This is a genomic window from Bdellovibrio bacteriovorus (assembly GCF_041888015.1).
In the GTDB taxonomy this organism is placed as follows: domain Bacteria; phylum Bdellovibrionota; class Bdellovibrionia; order Bdellovibrionales; family Bdellovibrionaceae; genus Bdellovibrio.
In genome coordinates this window covers 2362711-2379289 of sequence record NZ_CP168968.1, presented here as the reverse complement: position 1 = coordinate 2379289, position 16579 = coordinate 2362711, and the positions used below count along the sequence as shown (strand labels likewise).

At 48.2% G+C, this 16579-nt stretch carries 15 protein-coding genes; 9 read left to right on the top strand and 6 right to left on the bottom strand.

The window, feature by feature from the left end; genetic code table 11:
* Positions 1 to 28 precede the first annotated feature (28 nt).
* Positions 29 to 544 carry a hypothetical protein gene (locus tag ACES2G_RS11445; protein ID WP_347357527.1) on the bottom strand — a complete coding sequence of 172 codons (516 nt, stop codon included), beginning with the start codon at positions 542 to 544 and terminating at the stop codon, positions 29 to 31.
* A gap of 1 nt (position 545) precedes the next feature.
* A complete protein-coding gene (locus ACES2G_RS11440) occupies positions 546 to 2261 on the bottom strand; it encodes a DUF2785 domain-containing protein (protein WP_347357528.1) in 1716 nt (571 codons plus the stop codon).
* Between the two features lie 258 nt (positions 2262 to 2519).
* On the opposite strand from ACES2G_RS11440, the gene ACES2G_RS11435 reads away from it, so the two are divergent.
* Positions 2520 to 3326, top strand: coding sequence for a serine protease (locus tag ACES2G_RS11435; RefSeq protein WP_347357529.1), 807 nt, complete (start codon positions 2520 to 2522; stop codon positions 3324 to 3326).
* A gap of 51 nt (positions 3327 to 3377) precedes the next feature.
* On the opposite strand, the gene ACES2G_RS11430 is transcribed toward ACES2G_RS11435, so the two are convergent.
* Together ACES2G_RS11430 and ACES2G_RS11425 are read right to left on the bottom strand one after the other, a co-directional pair.
* Positions 3378 to 5036 (bottom strand): BNR-4 repeat-containing protein, encoded by a 1659-nt coding sequence (locus ACES2G_RS11430; RefSeq protein WP_347357530.1) that lies wholly within the window; start codon positions 5034 to 5036, stop codon positions 3378 to 3380.
* A gap of 21 nt (positions 5037 to 5057) precedes the next feature.
* Positions 5058 to 5906, bottom strand: coding sequence for a hypothetical protein (locus tag ACES2G_RS11425; RefSeq protein WP_347357531.1), 849 nt, complete (start codon positions 5904 to 5906; stop codon positions 5058 to 5060).
* Between the two features lie 398 nt (positions 5907 to 6304).
* Between ACES2G_RS11425 and ACES2G_RS11420 the strand changes: the two genes are divergently transcribed.
* From ACES2G_RS11420 to ACES2G_RS11395, 6 genes are all read left to right on the top strand, one after another.
* Complete coding sequence (locus ACES2G_RS11420) at positions 6305 to 8167, top strand: hypothetical protein (protein WP_347357532.1); 1863 nt, start codon at positions 6305 to 6307, stop codon at positions 8165 to 8167.
* A 3-nt stretch (positions 8168 to 8170) separates the two neighbouring features.
* Positions 8171 to 8848: a hypothetical protein gene (locus ACES2G_RS11415; RefSeq protein WP_347357533.1), complete on the top strand. Its 678-nt coding sequence runs from the start codon at positions 8171 to 8173 to the stop codon at positions 8846 to 8848.
* A 32-nt stretch (positions 8849 to 8880) separates the two neighbouring features.
* Positions 8881 to 10296, top strand: coding sequence for a hypothetical protein (locus tag ACES2G_RS11410; protein ID WP_374000208.1), 1416 nt, complete (start codon positions 8881 to 8883; stop codon positions 10294 to 10296).
* 10 nt (positions 10297 to 10306) lie between these two features.
* Positions 10307 to 11572 (top strand): hypothetical protein, encoded by a 1266-nt coding sequence (locus ACES2G_RS11405; protein WP_347357535.1) that lies wholly within the window; start codon positions 10307 to 10309, stop codon positions 11570 to 11572.
* An 89-nt stretch (positions 11573 to 11661) separates the two neighbouring features.
* On the top strand, positions 11662 to 12672 hold the full coding sequence (locus ACES2G_RS11400) for a cytochrome c (RefSeq protein ID WP_347357536.1): 1011 nt from the start codon (positions 11662 to 11664) through the stop codon (positions 12670 to 12672).
* A gap of 53 nt (positions 12673 to 12725) precedes the next feature.
* Positions 12726 to 13208: a YceI family protein gene (locus ACES2G_RS11395; RefSeq protein WP_374000207.1), complete on the top strand. Its 483-nt coding sequence runs from the start codon at positions 12726 to 12728 to the stop codon at positions 13206 to 13208.
* Here the strand turns inward: ACES2G_RS11395 and ACES2G_RS11390 are convergent.
* Positions 13205 to 13837 carry a hypothetical protein gene (locus ACES2G_RS11390; protein WP_347357538.1) on the bottom strand — a complete coding sequence of 211 codons (633 nt, stop codon included), beginning with the start codon at positions 13835 to 13837 and terminating at the stop codon, positions 13205 to 13207. The two genes, ACES2G_RS11395 and ACES2G_RS11390, sit on opposite strands and share 4 nt — an antisense overlap.
* A gap of 8 nt (positions 13838 to 13845) precedes the next feature.
* Positions 13846 to 15009: a hypothetical protein gene (locus ACES2G_RS11385; RefSeq protein ID WP_347357539.1), complete on the bottom strand. Its 1164-nt coding sequence runs from the start codon at positions 15007 to 15009 to the stop codon at positions 13846 to 13848.
* A 79-nt stretch (positions 15010 to 15088) separates the two neighbouring features.
* On the opposite strand from ACES2G_RS11385, the gene ACES2G_RS11380 reads away from it, so the two are divergent.
* Both ACES2G_RS11380 and folE read left to right on the top strand, forming a co-directional pair.
* A complete protein-coding gene (locus ACES2G_RS11380) occupies positions 15089 to 15763 on the top strand; it encodes a PilZ domain-containing protein (protein ID WP_347357540.1) in 675 nt (224 codons plus the stop codon).
* Between the two features lie 62 nt (positions 15764 to 15825).
* On the top strand, positions 15826 to 16548 hold the full coding sequence (folE, locus tag ACES2G_RS11375) for a GTP cyclohydrolase I FolE (protein ID WP_347357541.1): 723 nt from the start codon (positions 15826 to 15828) through the stop codon (positions 16546 to 16548).
* The last annotated feature ends 31 nt before the right edge of the window (positions 16549 to 16579 follow it).

Here is a 16579-nt window from a genome sequence, read left to right as displayed (position 1 = left end):
GTTTTCAAATACGCTCCGGAAAGAAAAATTATTTTACCAGATTCACTTGCAGGATACTGGCTTCACCCTGAGAAGTGATGAAGCTGTCCACATCTGTTTTATTGATCGCATTGATCAAAGAACTCAGGCGGTTGCCTGTGGCAGTCATGCCTTGTGGGACGGACCCATCGGCATTCACCCAGCTATAGTTAGCTTGTGGGGAAACCACAAACACCACGATATTGTAGGAAGGGCGGAAACCTTCTTTTTCAACTTGCACAGAAGGCAGGCTCATAGCGTCCGCAGAGATATAAACTGTGCGGGCCTCTTTCACCTGAGATATGGAAATCTGGGAAGAGTCCGTGGAAATAAACGGGCGGGAGCCAACAGCATAAAGCACTGTCAGGTATTGGCCGCGATAGTTGCCCAGACGGTTGACCTGCAGAGCCGGGATAGACTCAAAACGCGCAGCTTCCGCACTTCTTTGAGAAACCGAACCGCTCATAAGACCCAGACCGATAATCAGAGTCAAAGCATTGATGATGATAAGTTTGAAGGATCGCATGTTATTTCGCTCCTGTTTTCGCGTAATCCAGATACATGACCAGGTGGCCGTTGGCATCCATCATCACGCGATTAATATCCAGTTTAATTCCTAAAATCTGAGGAGGAAGAGGCAAACCACCAGGCAGAGACTCTTCAGTTTTACTCCAATTAGCACTGCGTTTTTTCAACTCGTCTTTGACACCATCACGGACTTTGCCCTTAAAGAGCTTACCAGCTATGGAGATGTACTTGTCATCGAGGAACAGGGAATCTGTGTCGATCGAGTACAACAGCAGTTGCATGCCGCTCTTATCCTCTAACTGGCGCAGTTTTGCAATGATATCGAAGTCCACCACGATGATGTTTTTCAGGAACATCGAGCCAGGCTTGATTTCGACGGAAACTCTCAATTTGACGAAGGTTTCTGTAGGCTTCAAAGCCACACCAGCTGGAGTTTTTACATAGTCAATCAGCGGCGTCGCCACCAGTTTCAAAACGGAACCATCGGTTTGTTTGATCTGCTCGAAGTTTTTGCGCTCAAACGCCAGTTGCAAAACGCGATTGATCAGGGAGCGGTCCACGCTCAAGCCGATATCATAGTTTTCCTGAGGCACAGCATTGAAGGACGGCGCCCCGCGGGATGCGTGCGTGCTAAGAGGAGCACTGCGGCTGTTGACGGGATCTTCCACATAGGTGGTCAGATCAATGTTCAAGGACTTCTTAAGATTGATGTTTTGAAGCTGCAAACCCCATTTGAATGCCGGACGGGTATCAGTAGGCTCCTGACCCGGAGCTGCCATATCCTGAACCTGCTCCAAAGGACCTTGCAGGAATTCCTTGGCTTTTTGGTTCAGCATTTCAGGCAACTGTTTGCGCGCGAACTCACCGATATTTTCACGGACCTTTTCCAGAATCATCGGAGCTTGGGCGGCAAAGAGTTTTTCAATTTCGGCGTTGTTCAAATAGAACTTTTTGCCGTTCACTTCAATGGCAAAAGTTGGGACCAACAGCTTCTTGTACTGCAAAGCCAAAGAGGTTTTATCGAAGTTGTTGTCGATTTCCAAAGCTTCAAAATCCAGAGTGCCATTGGCATTCATGCGGATATAGAAAGGAATGCGGATGCGCAAAGGGATTTCCTGATCACCGGCTTCCAGAGAAACGTCTTCAAAGCCGATTTTGCCAAGGAATTCGTTTTGTATGTCCCAGGCGACCACGGACTTCGTTGCCAAAGTCATTTTTTTGACTTCCAATTCGATGGCCAAAATAGCTCCATCGCGTTTACCCAAAGAGTCCATCAGACGCTCGTCAGTCACCAAACCAAAGCGGGAGAACTGCGCAAGATAACCGGACTCACCGATCTCGATTTGTGGTTGGTGATCGTTCATAGAGAACCCGACCAGCCACTGAGTCAGAAGGCCACGCACCTGATTGTACATCTTCACCATTTCGGGATTGGAAGCCATGATGTCTTCAGGTTTTAAAGGCTTTTCAAATGTATAGGTCATTGCCGGGAAGTAACCTTCATCCAGCTTAACCCCGAGGTTGCCCAGGATTTCACTAAGACGGGTGTCGAAGTACTTCATACCGCGTTGGGTGATCTGGACACGTACAGCATTTTTCAACAGATGCTTGTTGGCGATTTGCGGATTTGCATCGGTGACCGCATGGGCAGTCATCGCTTGCAGGGTCAGCAAAAGCGGGATCAGCATCTTGGATGTAGGTAACCGACTTGGCATTTTGTAGTCCTCTTTATTAGGGGCTATGGTCCGATGCCCCTAGATGCAAAGGCGGGTCCATTTTGAGACAGTCTCAGCACCGTTTATATTGGGCTTTGAAGTATTGTCGGGTGTCTAAAATTGATACAGGGGCCCTTTTGTGGCAGCCAATGTAAATAGGGAAGGTTCGGGAAAAAAGATCAGGGCGGGTTCTTAGTTCACCTTTTTTTATCGGGCTTTGATAGAAACGGGTCATCGAAAAATCAAAAGGGGTAATACATGCTCAAAAAGATAACGATGACTATGATGGCTACTGCAATGCTGGCAGCGTGCGGTCAGCAGAATTCTGCTCAGGTACAAGCCACTGAGTCTCAGAATGGTGTGATTGGCGGCGATGTTGTTTCCGCTGGCAGTATTGTGGCTCGTTCCACAGTAGGTCTTTACGATGCAAAGGTGGGAGCTTTGTGCTCTGGTACTTTGATCGCTCCACAGTTGGTTTTGACGGCTGCACACTGTGTGGACCCCAACTCCAGTGAACTGATCGTGTTCTTCGGTCAGGAGATGAAAGGCCTTGATAAAGCCAAGTCTCGCAAAACCATCAAAGCTGTGCAACACAAGCTTTACAATCCAGAGCGCACTGAAGATACCGCAGATATCGCATTGGTTCGTTTCGAAGGCGAGATTCCGGCCGGTTATGCACCAGCTCCTTTGTATAAGGAATTCAATGAACTGCAAAAAGGTTCCCGCATCGTGGTTGCCGGTTACGGTTTGAACTGGGCTTGGGGGATCAAGAAGGGTGCAGGCACTTTGCGCACAACAGATCTGAAAGTGAAAAAGCCTTTGTACGGCAGCACTGAAATCATGATTGATCAGTCCTTGAAAAAAGGGATCTGCAGTGGTGATTCCGGTGGTCCGGCTTACGTAGAGAAAAACGGCAAGCTTTATCTGATGGGTGTTGCCAGCCGTGGTGACTCTATTCCAATTCCACTGACTCCAGACTGCTTCATCATGTCTATCTTCACAAGAGTGGATGCTTACGTTCCTTGGATTCAGGAAACAGCAGAATTGCTGATGTCCATCAAATAAGGAATTTCAAAAAAATCTGAAACGAAAAAGGCGGCTGCAAGGCCGCCTTTTTTATTTGGCAAAGTCCTGGTCATTCACCAGGAACCAGTTTTTGCCGCCATCCTCAGATTTTAGCAGGGCCGAGTTCAGCATGGGAGAAGTGTTGATCTGCTCTTCATTAGGCGCCTTGAAATAATAAGGGGCGTACGGGCGCATCTGGGAGTATTCCAGATAAAGCTGATCCTTTCGGTCCAAGGTTAATACCTGATAGTAGTGTGTGTACTCCTGGGCATTGGGATAAACCAGAATCTTGGGTTCGGACCACTTCCAGCTTTTTCCAGCGGCATCAAGATCCGCAGACTGATAGGCTAGGGCTCCGAAATACTCAAAATCAAAAATTGATTTGTCATGAGCCCACAGGCGGTAAGCCAGGTGCAGACGGTTTTTGGAATCAATCACCAGTGACACATAAGTCTGACTGCCTCCCTGGATGGTGGGAATGTTGAAGTTTGCAGAATACCCGCTGTCAGTGGTGTTCACATACATCGGCTCTTGCCAGTGGTTGATAGAATCTGCGTGCAATGAGTGGGTGTAGGCAAAATGAGCCCCATGAGCTCCGCCAATCACATGCAGGCGTCCATCTTGGCTGCGGACGATGCCGGGTTGATTGTGGCTGTCATTCAGTGGCCAGCTTTTCAGGATCTCAGTTTTTTTGAAATTTCTGGTTTTGATGTCGTATTCCGCGATCCAGATTCCCGAGTACGGATTGCCAAGTTTGTCGGGCTTGGTATTGGTCGGGCGACCTCGCTCGTTCTTTTCCAGCTTGTGATCCAGAGTCGCTTCCAGCCAGGTGATAAAGTACTTGTCTTTGGAGCGCAGGATTTTTACAGCGCTGCCGCTGCGATAGCCAATAGGCTGGGCCGTTTCACTTAAGACCACGGGCAGATCTGTGACCAGTTCACCATCATCGTTAAAGTGAGATGCCTGGAATGTCAGTTTTCCGGTCGTTCCTTGCCAGTATTCAAAACCTTTTTCATAGCCTGGAGCTTTTCCCGTGGCTTGATAATACAGAAATGCCGGTGGCCCCTGCAGAGCTGTCGAAGAATAGGGGCGTTCAAGATCGTACCATTCCGGAAGGTTTGCGGATTTCTGCAAGGTCAGACTTTTCCAGTTTCGGCCATAGTCCTTGGAATACAGAACGACATAGCTTTTTTCAGTGGGGGTTCCGGATTTAAGGCGCAGGATCGTGTACATGATGTCATCACGATCAAAGACCGCCATTTTGGGGTCCCACAGAATATCCTGACGGTTACCGCGTGCAAGTTCATCTAAAGTGTTTTCCGGCGCCAGCTCTTGCAGCGATTCCAGATTCAGGGGAAGGCTTGTCCAACTGCCGCTGTCATAGCGAACAAAACCATTTCCCAGGTCGGTCGTTTGACTGCGGTCATGCTTGCGCAGATACGCTCGGTTCTGACTATCGAATGTGGGAATGTACACCGGGTATCCCGGGTTCCATTCAAAGGCGGCTCGTTCGTGCTGACTTTCCTGATAATTGTACGCTTCTGCCGCCGTGTTAAAATTGTTCAACCCTGTTTTAGGTAACAGAGGCAGGCGCAGAGGTGTGAATTGACGGGGAGACGTGGATGCCAGTTCCGAACTTCCTTCTTTGTTGTTGTAATACGCAGAAGTGGCAATGAAAGCCAAAAGAAGAAAGAACAGAACCTTATTCATCCCAAAAACTCCGAATGGAAATTAGAAGTTAATACCCCAGCCCGCACGAAGGATGATTTGGTTTGCAGAGGAGGTGTTATTGTCCGGGTACATGGCATAGTCCAGTTGCACCGGGATAAAGTTCTTTTTGCTAAGGTGATAGTCCAGCCCCAAAGAGCCCACAAAGGTTTGGTTGGTGCTGATCTTACTGGTGTTCAGAACGTTACTGGATTTGCTGATGGCAAACAGGAAGCCCAATCCGCCACCAACCCAGGCGTCAAACTTGGCGTTGCGAAGGTATGAGTAGCGTACCAGAGCTTCAACCCCTAGATAGCTGATATCGACGGAGCACTCCGAACCCGAACAACTGACGTTGGAGGATGTGCCTTTAGCAACCAAAGTTTCATAGCCACCCAAGAAGCGGGCGCTGATGTTTCCATCCAGGTTCATCTGATAGAAACCGGAGGCATTGATACTGCTGCCGGACAGAGAAACTGAAGAGCTGGGGCTTGGTTTCACGGTCATGGTATTCATGGCATAGCCTGCGGTCACACCCCACGCAGTTTTACTGCGTGAAGACTTTTCGGCAGAGGACTTTGTCGTGGGAGCTGAAGCGGATGCTTTGTTGCCCCCAATTTTACTCAAAGAATATTCCTGACTCATTTTACCTTTAAGAATGGCGGCAACGGCTTTGCCATTTTTGATTTGCTTGATTTCCAAAAGGGCACGAGCCTTACCGTCGCCATCACGGGCGCCGACTTTGTCTCCGACTTGCAGGTCTTCGCCTTCAAGGTCAATCAATGCCCGGTCATTCTTAACAACGACTGTTTTAAGTGCCCAAGCTGGTGAAACCAAAGATGATATCAATAGTGTTGCAATCAAGAATCTCATATTGATCTTATCGACAATTTAACTTGGAACTAAAGGCAAGATCCTTGGTCTTCCAATTTCGGAAAGACGCTATTTACTGAAAAAACCTCAAGAATTATCGGCGCACTCTTGCAGGCAGGGTTTGCAGGTCTCAGAGTGAAACGAAAATCGTGCGCAAAATGTCTCTGCATAAGGTGATGGAACACTTTTTACCCACCTCTGCGGTCGAGTGGGCGTCTCACTCTGAATCTGGGCGCGACCAGAGATCAAGCACTTAGCTTTTAGCAGAGTAAAAAAGTGTCTCAGAGTGAGCTGCTGTCGAAGCTTTTGACCAAGCGTTGTTGTTAAAATTCTTTGGCGCGGGCATCACAATTTGGAGTGAATTAGACGATAATGTAAACACTCAGGGGGAATTGAGTATGAGGGGCTACAAATATCTGGTTGTAGTTGCGTCGGCATTGTCTATGGCAAATGCGCACGCAGCTGATAAAGACATGTTAAAGGCCAAAAGACTCTACGAGAGAATGACGGGCGTTAAAGTGTCTTCGACAAAACCGGAGCTGAAGAAGGTTGTTGATTTTATCTCTAAGAACGACGACCGTGGTGCAGCCAACTACATCACGACAACCCCGGATTTTTTGAATACTCAGGTGAAAAACCTGTCTCTGCGTCTTTCAAATAAAGATGAATCTGTGAAGGTTCCATTTAACGACTTCTCGGCATTGATTGTCGGGGTGGTTCGCGACAATCGCGACTTTCGTGAAGTTTTGACGTCGGACTATTCCTATGAAGTTCGCGGGGTGGCAGCGGATAAAGATGAAAGAACCCGCTATTACAATCAGTCTAACTATACGCCAGTTGAAACAAACTATTTGGATTTGATGAATCAAAACACCTTGGTTTTGAACAGTAAGCAGAAGCTGGTGACAAGCTCTTGGGATACAATCATGGCTCAGGCCAACTTCAGCAAGGATGTTGTGAGTCTTGCCAATAATCCTTTGCCAGCCGGGGTTTTCACCACGCGCACATTTGCAGAAAGAAATCTGAGCGGTGGTACCAACCGTCGTGCGGTAGAGTTCTCGTTGAAACAGTTTCTTTGTGTTTCTATGGCTGAAGCCGCTGATGCCAGTGCATCGGACCAGTATGTGGGTCGTGACGTTGAGCGCTTCCCCGCAGGGGATCACAATAAGTATCTAACCAGCTGTAAAAGCTGCCATTCCGTGATGGATGGGATGCGTGGTGCATTTGCAAAGATGGAATACGTCAATTTCTATCATGGGGGAGCGACAGGCATCTATTCTCAGATGAATGGGGATTTCTATAATACCCATAAGATTGGGGAAGATTTCAGCAAGTACAAGACGGACTATATTGATCCCACGACAAAGGACATCCTTCCGGATCTGGTGACCCGTCAAGAGAAGTCGACTTGGTTCACGGCCCGCGTGGATTATCTTATCAGTACGGGAAGAACTGCGGATCAAGCAAGAACAACAACTATGGGTACGTTGAATACCATCCGTGACCCAGCGGTGGCAGTGGCATTGGCGGCGGATTATCGTTCTGTTTCGGCCAATCAGACTCTGTTGGCGACACTTAAAGCCAATTATAAAGCAGCCAACTATATCGCTGAATACACGGCAAACTGTCTGAATAGACTGGCTGCCACTGCTGGCACGGATCAAACGCGCCAGGATAGTTTCCTGATCTGTAACTTGGACAATAAGAAAGATCTTTCTTTGCTTTATGCGTTTTACGGTGCACGGCTGACCGCAACCAATGTCGGCAATGATGAGAAAACCCGTCTTTTGGGTAAGCTGATTAATAAAGGTCGTCCGGCAGATATCAATCTGGTTACGCCCTATCTTGAGGCCATCGGACAGCGTCGTCTTTTCTCCAGAAATAATTTTGATTCCAACACCGGTGTGTCTTTGAAAATGAACAAAGGCAGTTATCCTTATGGATTTATTGTGACTGGGGACCAGTTCGTGAATAACGCGACCTTGGGCAGTAAGTCCGCCTTCTTTGGCTGGCGTGGTCCGGCTGCGGCTGGTGGCAATGGGGTGAAAGACTTCGGTCGAATGCTTTCTGACTCGCGTCGCTTCAGTCAATGTATGGCTAAACGTGTCTATGAGAGTGTTTGTTTGAAGAAGTTGGACTCGACACAGTATTCGACGCTGGTTCGTTTGGGGGACCGTTTTGAAGCAGTCGGGTACAACTTAAAAAACCTTTACACCGAAGTCGCCCTGGATCCTGTTTGTGGCGTTGTGAAAGCGGAGTAAACCATGAAAGCTAGAAATAAAATTGGTGCTGTGATTGGTGTGACATTCTCTTTCTTGTTTGTGGTGGCGTCTTTTCAGAACTGTGCGAAGCAGGCTGATTTTGCCAGCCTGGAAGAAATTACGGTAAATGGGGGCGGAGGCGAAAGCAGCTCCTCCAACAACAGCAGTAAAGCACAGACGGATATCGATGGCGCTCCAGTGGATGCGAAACAGACACTTGAGTCCATGATGTCTCTTTTGGGACTTTCCCGAGCTGATATTAACATGACGGCGGTTAATTCAGAGATCAACTACCGCCGAAATCTTTTGGTCGCACAGAATGATCTGTCCATGGTGAATTCGCCTGCGATCATTGCCATCACCTCTTTGGCAGGTGTTGTTTGCCAGCAGGCTGTGGCGAAGGAGAAGAAGGGGACTAAGGATCTCTTCAAGTATCTGGATTTTGCCAAGGGGCCGTCAAGTTATGGAAAATTAGGGGCTATCAACACTTATATTTCCATGGTGGACCGTTTTTGGATGCGCTCACCATCGAAAGAAGAGCTGTCTTTGATCTCTCAGGCGGTGGATGAGTACTTCAGCACGTTGGACTCTGCAGCGATGACCAAGGCCGTTGAGTCAGAGAAGCTGGCGATCTTTATCTGCACGGGTATGTTGTCCGTACCTGATTCATACATGCTTTAGTATTTGGGCTTTAGGGGATTTTTGGGGGAAAGATGAAAAACGATAAATTAAAAAAAGTTCTGGACAACAAATCTGATGTCTCCAGCCTTAAACTTTCCCGTCGGGAATTGTTGGAAACTGGAATTTTGTCCTTTGCAGCGCAAGTGGCGGTGCCTGGTGCTGTGACCTCTATTCTTGGTATGACCAGTCGGGCTCAGGCGGCGGACGAACCATCCTCAATGGTTCCATTTGTAACATTGGGTCTGAGTGGTGGCGCGGCTCTTCATGGAAATTTCGTTGTCAAAGACAAAGGCGGCAGTCTTCTGCCTTCTTACAATAAGCTGGGCTTGGGAACGACAGGCTTCGGTATCGAGAAACTGATGGGGGCCGATTTCGCAGTCAGCTCACGATTGCATCAGGGAATTAAATCCGTGGCTTCGCCTGCAACATTGGGGAAGGCGCGTTTGGTTGCATTGTGTACTGATACGGCAAACGACACCAATGGACAGGCGGCTCTACGTCCTTTCTATGATTTGTCCGGACCCTTGGAAAGAGCTGGGTTGATCGGAAAAGTTTTGCCGGGTGTGCATCAGGGCGCAGGAGCCGAGAACCTTCGCCCGGTTTTCACTTCTCCAAATACAATGCTGGAGCTGGCAAGTCTGGACAATATGTTCGGGGCCTTGAATTACTCAAGCACTTTGCGTGATGGTGGTGTTTTGAATGCCAGCCAGAAAAGAACTCTGAGTTCTTTCATTGGTAAAATGACTCAGACACAGATTGCTCGTTTGAACTCCAAAGACGACGGACTGAAGCTGGCTTTACAGGAGGCGGGCGTGAAGTCGGCCGATATCATCAAAGCTGGCGGCGCCAGTGGTGTGGATCCGCGTAAAGATGCAATCGTTCGTAACGTCTATCAGCTAGCACCCGATGTCGCCGCAAACAATGCAACAGCGATCACCGCAGGGATTGTGTACAACGCCCTGAATGGCAATATTGCTCACGGACGTATTACGCTGTCTGGCTATGACTACCACTCGCCAGGGGTAAGAACCGCGGCAGATACGAAAGACTTCGAAGCGGGAGTTCAGATCGGCAGAATGTTGGAACTTGCCAATCAAATGAAGAAGCCCTTGTTTTTAATGATCACCACCGACGGTTCGTGTGTTTCTGAGGTGTCAGAATCTGCGACGGCGATCTGGTCCAGTGACTATCAGTCTTCTTTGCAGTTCATTATTGCCTTTGATCCGGCAGGTAAGATTACTTCCAGCGGGAATCAAATTGGTCACTACATGACAACTCAGTCAGTGGACAACACCACTTTGGTGGGATCACGCCCTGACTATGTGGCGGCCGCGATTTTGGCGAATTATTTGAATTTGAATTATAAAATGGGGATGTTCAAGCAACTCGCACCGGCGACATTGCAAGCCGATGACGTGGAAAAAGTTGTTAAACTTCACGTAGCTTAAGGGGAAGCGAATGAAGAAACTTCAAGCCTTGAAGATGTTGGGCGCGCTGTCCGGAGGACTCATTCTTGTGGTGAGCTTCCAAAACTGTGCGCAAAGCCTGGGGGAAGGTTTTGAGATCGACGCTCAGTCGGTGAAACTTATCAGCCAAGGCAGCAGCAATGGTGATACGGTAGCTCCGCCAGAAAATGATTTTGATGGTTCCGGTGGCAGCACTGGGGATGTGTGTGAAGATCAGCTTTATGCTAAGTTTGGTTCAGGCTATTACCTGTTCCTGAAGCAGAACTGTGCGGGTTGCCATAATGGTGAACACGAAGCGCCGGCCTTTGCTTCAAAGAACTCTTTGATGTCCTATCAGGTTTTCAAAGACAAGGGCTATCAGGTGATTTCTTCCAACGCAGTCAGTGAAACCCATAATCCTCCATACACGGGATCTACGCATAACGGTACGATCTCCAGTTTGAAGCAGGGTTGGGAAAGTGCTCAAACCGCGTTCTTAAGTTGTAAAGGTGTGGATGGGGAAGATGAGTCTATCATCACCGGCAACAAAGAAAACGCCGCGATCGTCAATAGCAAGGCGACGCCTGCTATTTGGACAAAACTTGAATGGCGTTTGAATGTGGCGGCCGATATGCCAGCCAAGGCCGTTCTGTTACCGCTGAAAATTTCAGTGGAAGCTCAAGTCGCTAAAGTGAGTGGAAATGAAGTCGGCTATGCGATTAAAAATCCGACCATGTCTTTGACCAGTGGGACCGCGAAGTATCGGGTCCGTGGTCTGTATGTCTATGTGAATAATAAACTTTTTGATTCTGCAACAGTGTATCGCAGCATCAATGCCGTGGTCTGTCCGAATGTGAATCTGAATCTGGCGCCGGTTGGAAATGCTCAGCTATTGGTCCAGTCGACAACCAAGACAACGGACAAGTTTGCGTTGCAGTTCTCTTCGATTGAAAAGGCAGAGCCGACTGCGGAATGTGGTATCGGATCTGACGTCGTGGTGCCAGTGGATGAAGCTCCGGCAAAGGTGACTTACGCTGATCTGACAGGAAGCGATCCAAAGCTGAATATCTTTAAAACTCAGTGCTTGAGCTGTCATACCGGGGCCTCTGCAAGCGGTGGCTTGGACATGAGCAGCTATGCGAAGTCCAAAGTTGCGGCGGCAGAGATTGGAAAGCGTATCAACGATACGAATGCTCCAATGCCACGCTCGGGATTGATGTCTTCATCAATGAGAGCGATTGTTCAGAAGTGGATTGAACTAGGAGCGCCGGAAAAATAGGCTGTTTCAGTCTGAGACAGGGGAAAATCAGACAAAACGGCTTTGGAGATGGTCCAAGTGTCCGATAAGTATTCGTGGGGAGCGTAAGAATGAAACTTGGGGGATTCAAGAAGACATTTGCAGGTGTTGCCGTATTGGCAATGGTTCTGGGTTTCCAGAATTGCAGTGACTTTGCGTTGCAGGACCAGGTTTTGTACGAACAGGGTTTGTTTGATTCTCAAACGGCGTTGGATCAGAAGGCTCTGCCCAAGCTGCTCAGTGCGGAAGAGCTGTCATTCTGGTCCAAACCAGGCAATCCATCGTTTGTTAACAAGTCCCTTTTTATGGCCAATCAGATTTCTGTTGTTGTGGCGGTGGATCGCTCCGTCACTGGCAAGGTGATATCAGTGACCTCTGGCGCCAATCAGGAAGACGCCTTCATATCAATTGCCAACGGTAAGGTCCGTGCGACTCATGCAGCTATCAACGCTGCCAATTACACCTTCATCGAAGCCAATCTGCCTTCTGCAGGTGAAAAAATGGTAATTGCCGCCAGCTTCGGTTTGAAAACCACGGAGATCTCTTTGTTGATCAATGGAGTGGTTCAGGTCGCGCAGATTCAAAAAGTCGGTATACCGGACGATTTCTCCTATACAGCAAAAAGTGTGATAACAGCGCCGGTCGGTGGGCAGATGTATGAGTATGTCGTTTACGGCGGTCACGTGGATGATGCCAAGGCTTTGACCAAGAGCGAGTTGAATGTGATGTCTCGCTATGTTGCCACCAACAATCTGATTGAGAATGTGGTCTATGATCCAAGCCTGGCAAACGAAGGCAAGGATGGCGGAACTACGGTGAATCCTAAGTTCGCTCCAGTGAAGGCCTTGTTGGATGCGAAATGTGTGACTTGCCATCAGCACTCGTCGAATTTACGAAATATGACTGAGACCAAGGCTTTGGCGAATGACCTGGTTCGTGCAAAGAATCTGGCGGGTTCGAAGTTGTATACCTATCTGAAGGGAAATTCAGTCAATTCAAGCGGTAACATGCCTACCGATGGCACTTTGAGTGCGGCGGAAGTGCAGGCGGTGGCTGACTGGATTAACAGCATTGAAAATTAATAACAACAAAGTACGTTGAAGCAACAATCACCAAAAGGGTGGAGGGGTTACATATGAAATTTTTGACAGCATTGATTGTCATGATGGGGATTTCAACCGCAGCGATGGCACAAAGCGTGGTCGTGGATGTCGTTTTGAATCCGATGGGGGATTTTAAAGGCAAGACATCTGATCTTAAAGGTGAAGCGATTGTAAAAGGGGATGAAGTCTCTGCTCAGAATATCGTGGTCAATCTGAAGAATCTGAAAACCGGCGTGGAAGTGCGGGATAAGCACACACAAAAGTATCTGGAGACCAGCAAATTTCCAGAAGCGGTTTTGGTTTCTGCCACGGGTAAAGGCGGCAAGGGGACTGGTAAGATTAAAATCCGTGGTGTTGAAAAAGATATCGCAGGAACTTACAAAGTTGAAGGCAAGGTGCTGAAAGCTGTATTCAAGCTTAAACTGAGTGACTTCGGTATCAGCGACATCAACTATATGGGTGTGGGCGTTGAAGACGAGATCACTCTGAATGTGAATGTGCCAGTTAAGTCCTAAAATCGGTAGTTAGCACCGATTTTCCAAAGCGTGGTCCCTTCAGTGAGGGGGCCAACGCCAGAATAAAAATCCCACTTCTTAAACAGTCGAATATTCAGATCCAAAAGGCCGCCAACGTAAAGATTGCGTCCGGCATCGACAATTTGCGTGGAAGTTTCGCGGGGCCAGTCGATATTCTTATACATGCCCATCAGGGTTATGCCTGCATTAATACGCCCGGAAAAACGATAGAAACCTCTTGGGGAAGCTCCATACGTGGTGAAAGCGACCTTGTCTTGCAGATAGCCTTCTCCGGCGACTCCGCCATTGGCACGGCCTGATCCGATAAAGACTCCGGCACTCCAGCCCCAGCGATAATAGGTGATCTCTTTCATCAGCGTGACGATGATAGCGTTGTAGTTGGCGGGTTGGCGGCTCATGTTGATGCCATCTTGCACGCGCAAAGTTTCATTCCACTGCACAGTTGAAAGACTGATGCCCCAGCTTTCTTGCGAACGGGTGCCCGGGGATTTTTTGGCTGTGGTTTCAGCCGCGGGTGTTTCGCTTGAGGAATCGTCAGACTCTTCCTGGGCGTAAGCGGTGTGAGCCAGTAAACTCATTGTGAGAAGAAGCAGAAGTGTTTTTTTCATGAGTTCTCCTAGTAGGAAACGTGCACTTGACCTTGCAGGGACCATTGATCTTCTGCGCCGCCGGAAGACGGGTAGGTCTTATTATTAACACCCATCACGCGCAGTTCCGTGCGAGGCAGAGGGAACATCAAAGCCCCCACAGCCCACTTCATACTTTCATCGGATGATTCCGTGATCGTTCTTTTGGAGTGTTCAATGACAGAAAGAAGATTGTATCCGCGCTCCAGGCTGACCAGTGTCTGTACGAGGGCATAAGTTCCCAGTTCTGGATCTGTCACACCAATCTGTGGTGTGCGTTCTTTCAAGCCGACTTCGGCCATGATTGCAGACCCTTTGGAAAGACCCATGCGCGTGGTGAATGCGGCCAGCTTCCATTTTTCCAGATCACTTTCAGAGGTCAGGAAAGATCCGCCCACTTTGAATTTTTCATAAACCTGATATTCACCGGCGATGGAAAAACCTTTTTGTTTGGCATTGTCTTCTTGAGCGGCATTCCCAAAGAAGGCATTGAGGGCGATATCCCAGTCTGGATAAGTGAAGTGGGCAATAGCTCCTTGCGACTGATCAAACTGACCTAGAGTGATGACTTTCCGATTCACCGCCGAGTGATCCACATTGCGAATACCGAAAGCTTTGTCCATCTGACCTAGATAGATCCACAGGTTGTTGCTTTGTTTCCAGCGCAGATAGTATTCGCGCATGAACCAGGTGTTGGTTTTTCCGTAATAGGCTTCCTGACCTGTATAGCCGACGGTGCTGATCAGGGCATAGGTCTGTTTTTTATCCAGGAAGAAGTTCACATTCACGTCGTTCTGCATGTTGTAGAACTTCTCGATGGTGTTTTTGGAACCAGGGGATGTTTTTAGCCACAGTCCACGGTATTTCAGGCCGGGACGGAACCACCAGGGAAGCTGTTTGGTTCCCAAGAAACCCGACATCATTGAGATTTCTTCATCTTCCATTTTTTTCGGGAAGACCGCACGCGAGGTGATTTCACCGGCAAACAGGGCACGACCGTAGTCGTTCAGAGCACCGCCGCCCAGACCATTGTAATGGCAGGTAATACATGAAGAATAAGAGTAGCCGATAAAGTCAGGGTAGGCCTCTGCCGTTTCGGTCTGAAGGATTGTTGCAAAGATGAAAACTGCCAGAAGATATTTAATGTGTCTCACAATGAGAAATTCTAAGTGAGGAGACGAGATAATCAATAAAAATCTATATCTGGCATGGATACTGGCCGATAAGTTTCCCATGGAAGCAAAAATCACCACACTCGAACGCCCTAGGACTGTTGAGATGGCTGCCGCCGTGCTAATCCTCACGCCCGTGTTGGATTTGATGATGATGCAGCGATCTGGCGTTTCCATCCTGAATTGGCTAAGTTGGATTTTCGTTTTTGGTGCTGGCGTGACGTTGATGATTCGTCATAAATCCTCATGGATCATCGGGATTGCGTTGTGTGCAGCGTTTGTTTTGAACACGTCGTATCACCTGGTCCAGGAGCTCAGTGTCGTTGATCCGATTGTCAGCTCTGCGCGCCTGTTGGATTGTCTTATCGTTGTATTTATTGTCGTGACGGTGTTTTCTTTCTTCCGCTATCCGTATCTGGATCGTCGTCAGAATTGGTTTGCACCTACGGGCGATCGCTATGTGGTGATGACCTCTGTGATGCTTGATGGTAAGACCGAAGCACAGACAGTGGATTTGTCCTATACCGGAGCCCGAATTTCTGTACCCGAAGGGGCTACCTATGAAAAAGGGCAGGCCGTTTCGATTCAGCTTTCGGAAATTAACGATATTCAATGTTCCGGTAAAGTGATTGATATGCACGGGGGCATCCTGCGAGTTCACTTTGCGGGCCTGAATTCCAATGAAAAAGAGCTGCTTCGTCAGTGGCTTTCCAGTCAAAATCTGCAAAAAACATAGAATCCTCTTTCGTCTCTGTCATTTTTAGGGCATAAGTGGGCTTTTCCAACAAGGTGGATCGCATGGCGAAAACAACAAAGAAGACTTCTAAGCACACATCCAAGAAAGAGGCCAAAATCAAAGAGGAAGCTTTGCTTTCTGACGTATCGCCGACGGTGAAGCAAATTCTGGATAATGTGCGTCCGACACCAATGGTTCACAATGGTCTGACAAACGAAGAAAAGATCGCGCGTATCACTGAAAAATTCACTGATATTATGCAAACTTTGGGGTTGGATCTGGGGGACGACAGTCTGAGTGAGACGCCTCATCGAGTCGCAAAAATGTACGTGAACGAAGTCTTTGGTGGATTGGACCCGAAGAAATTCCCGAAAATGACGGTGATCGAAAATAAGATGAACTATGATCAAATGATCGTGGTTCAAAGCATCGGCTGCCTGTCTTTCTGTGAACACCACTTCCTGCCAATCGATGGTTTTGCGACAGTGGCCTATATTCCCAATAAGAAAGTCATCGGTCTTTCCAAGATCAACCGTATTGTGCAGTACTTCTCAAGACGTCCTCAGGTTCAGGAGCGTTTGACAAAACAAATTGCAGACTGCTTGCAGTATATTCTGGGAACTGAGCACGTGGCGGTTCATATCAATGCCAAACACTACTGTGTGATGATGAGAGGTATTGAAGATACTTCCAGTACGACATCAACGGCGGATCTGCGTGGTCATTTTAAAACCCGCATGGAAACACGCGAAGAGTTCCTGCAACACTGCCGCACAAAATACTAGCGGCTGGTGAAAAGGGTACCTGCTTACTTTT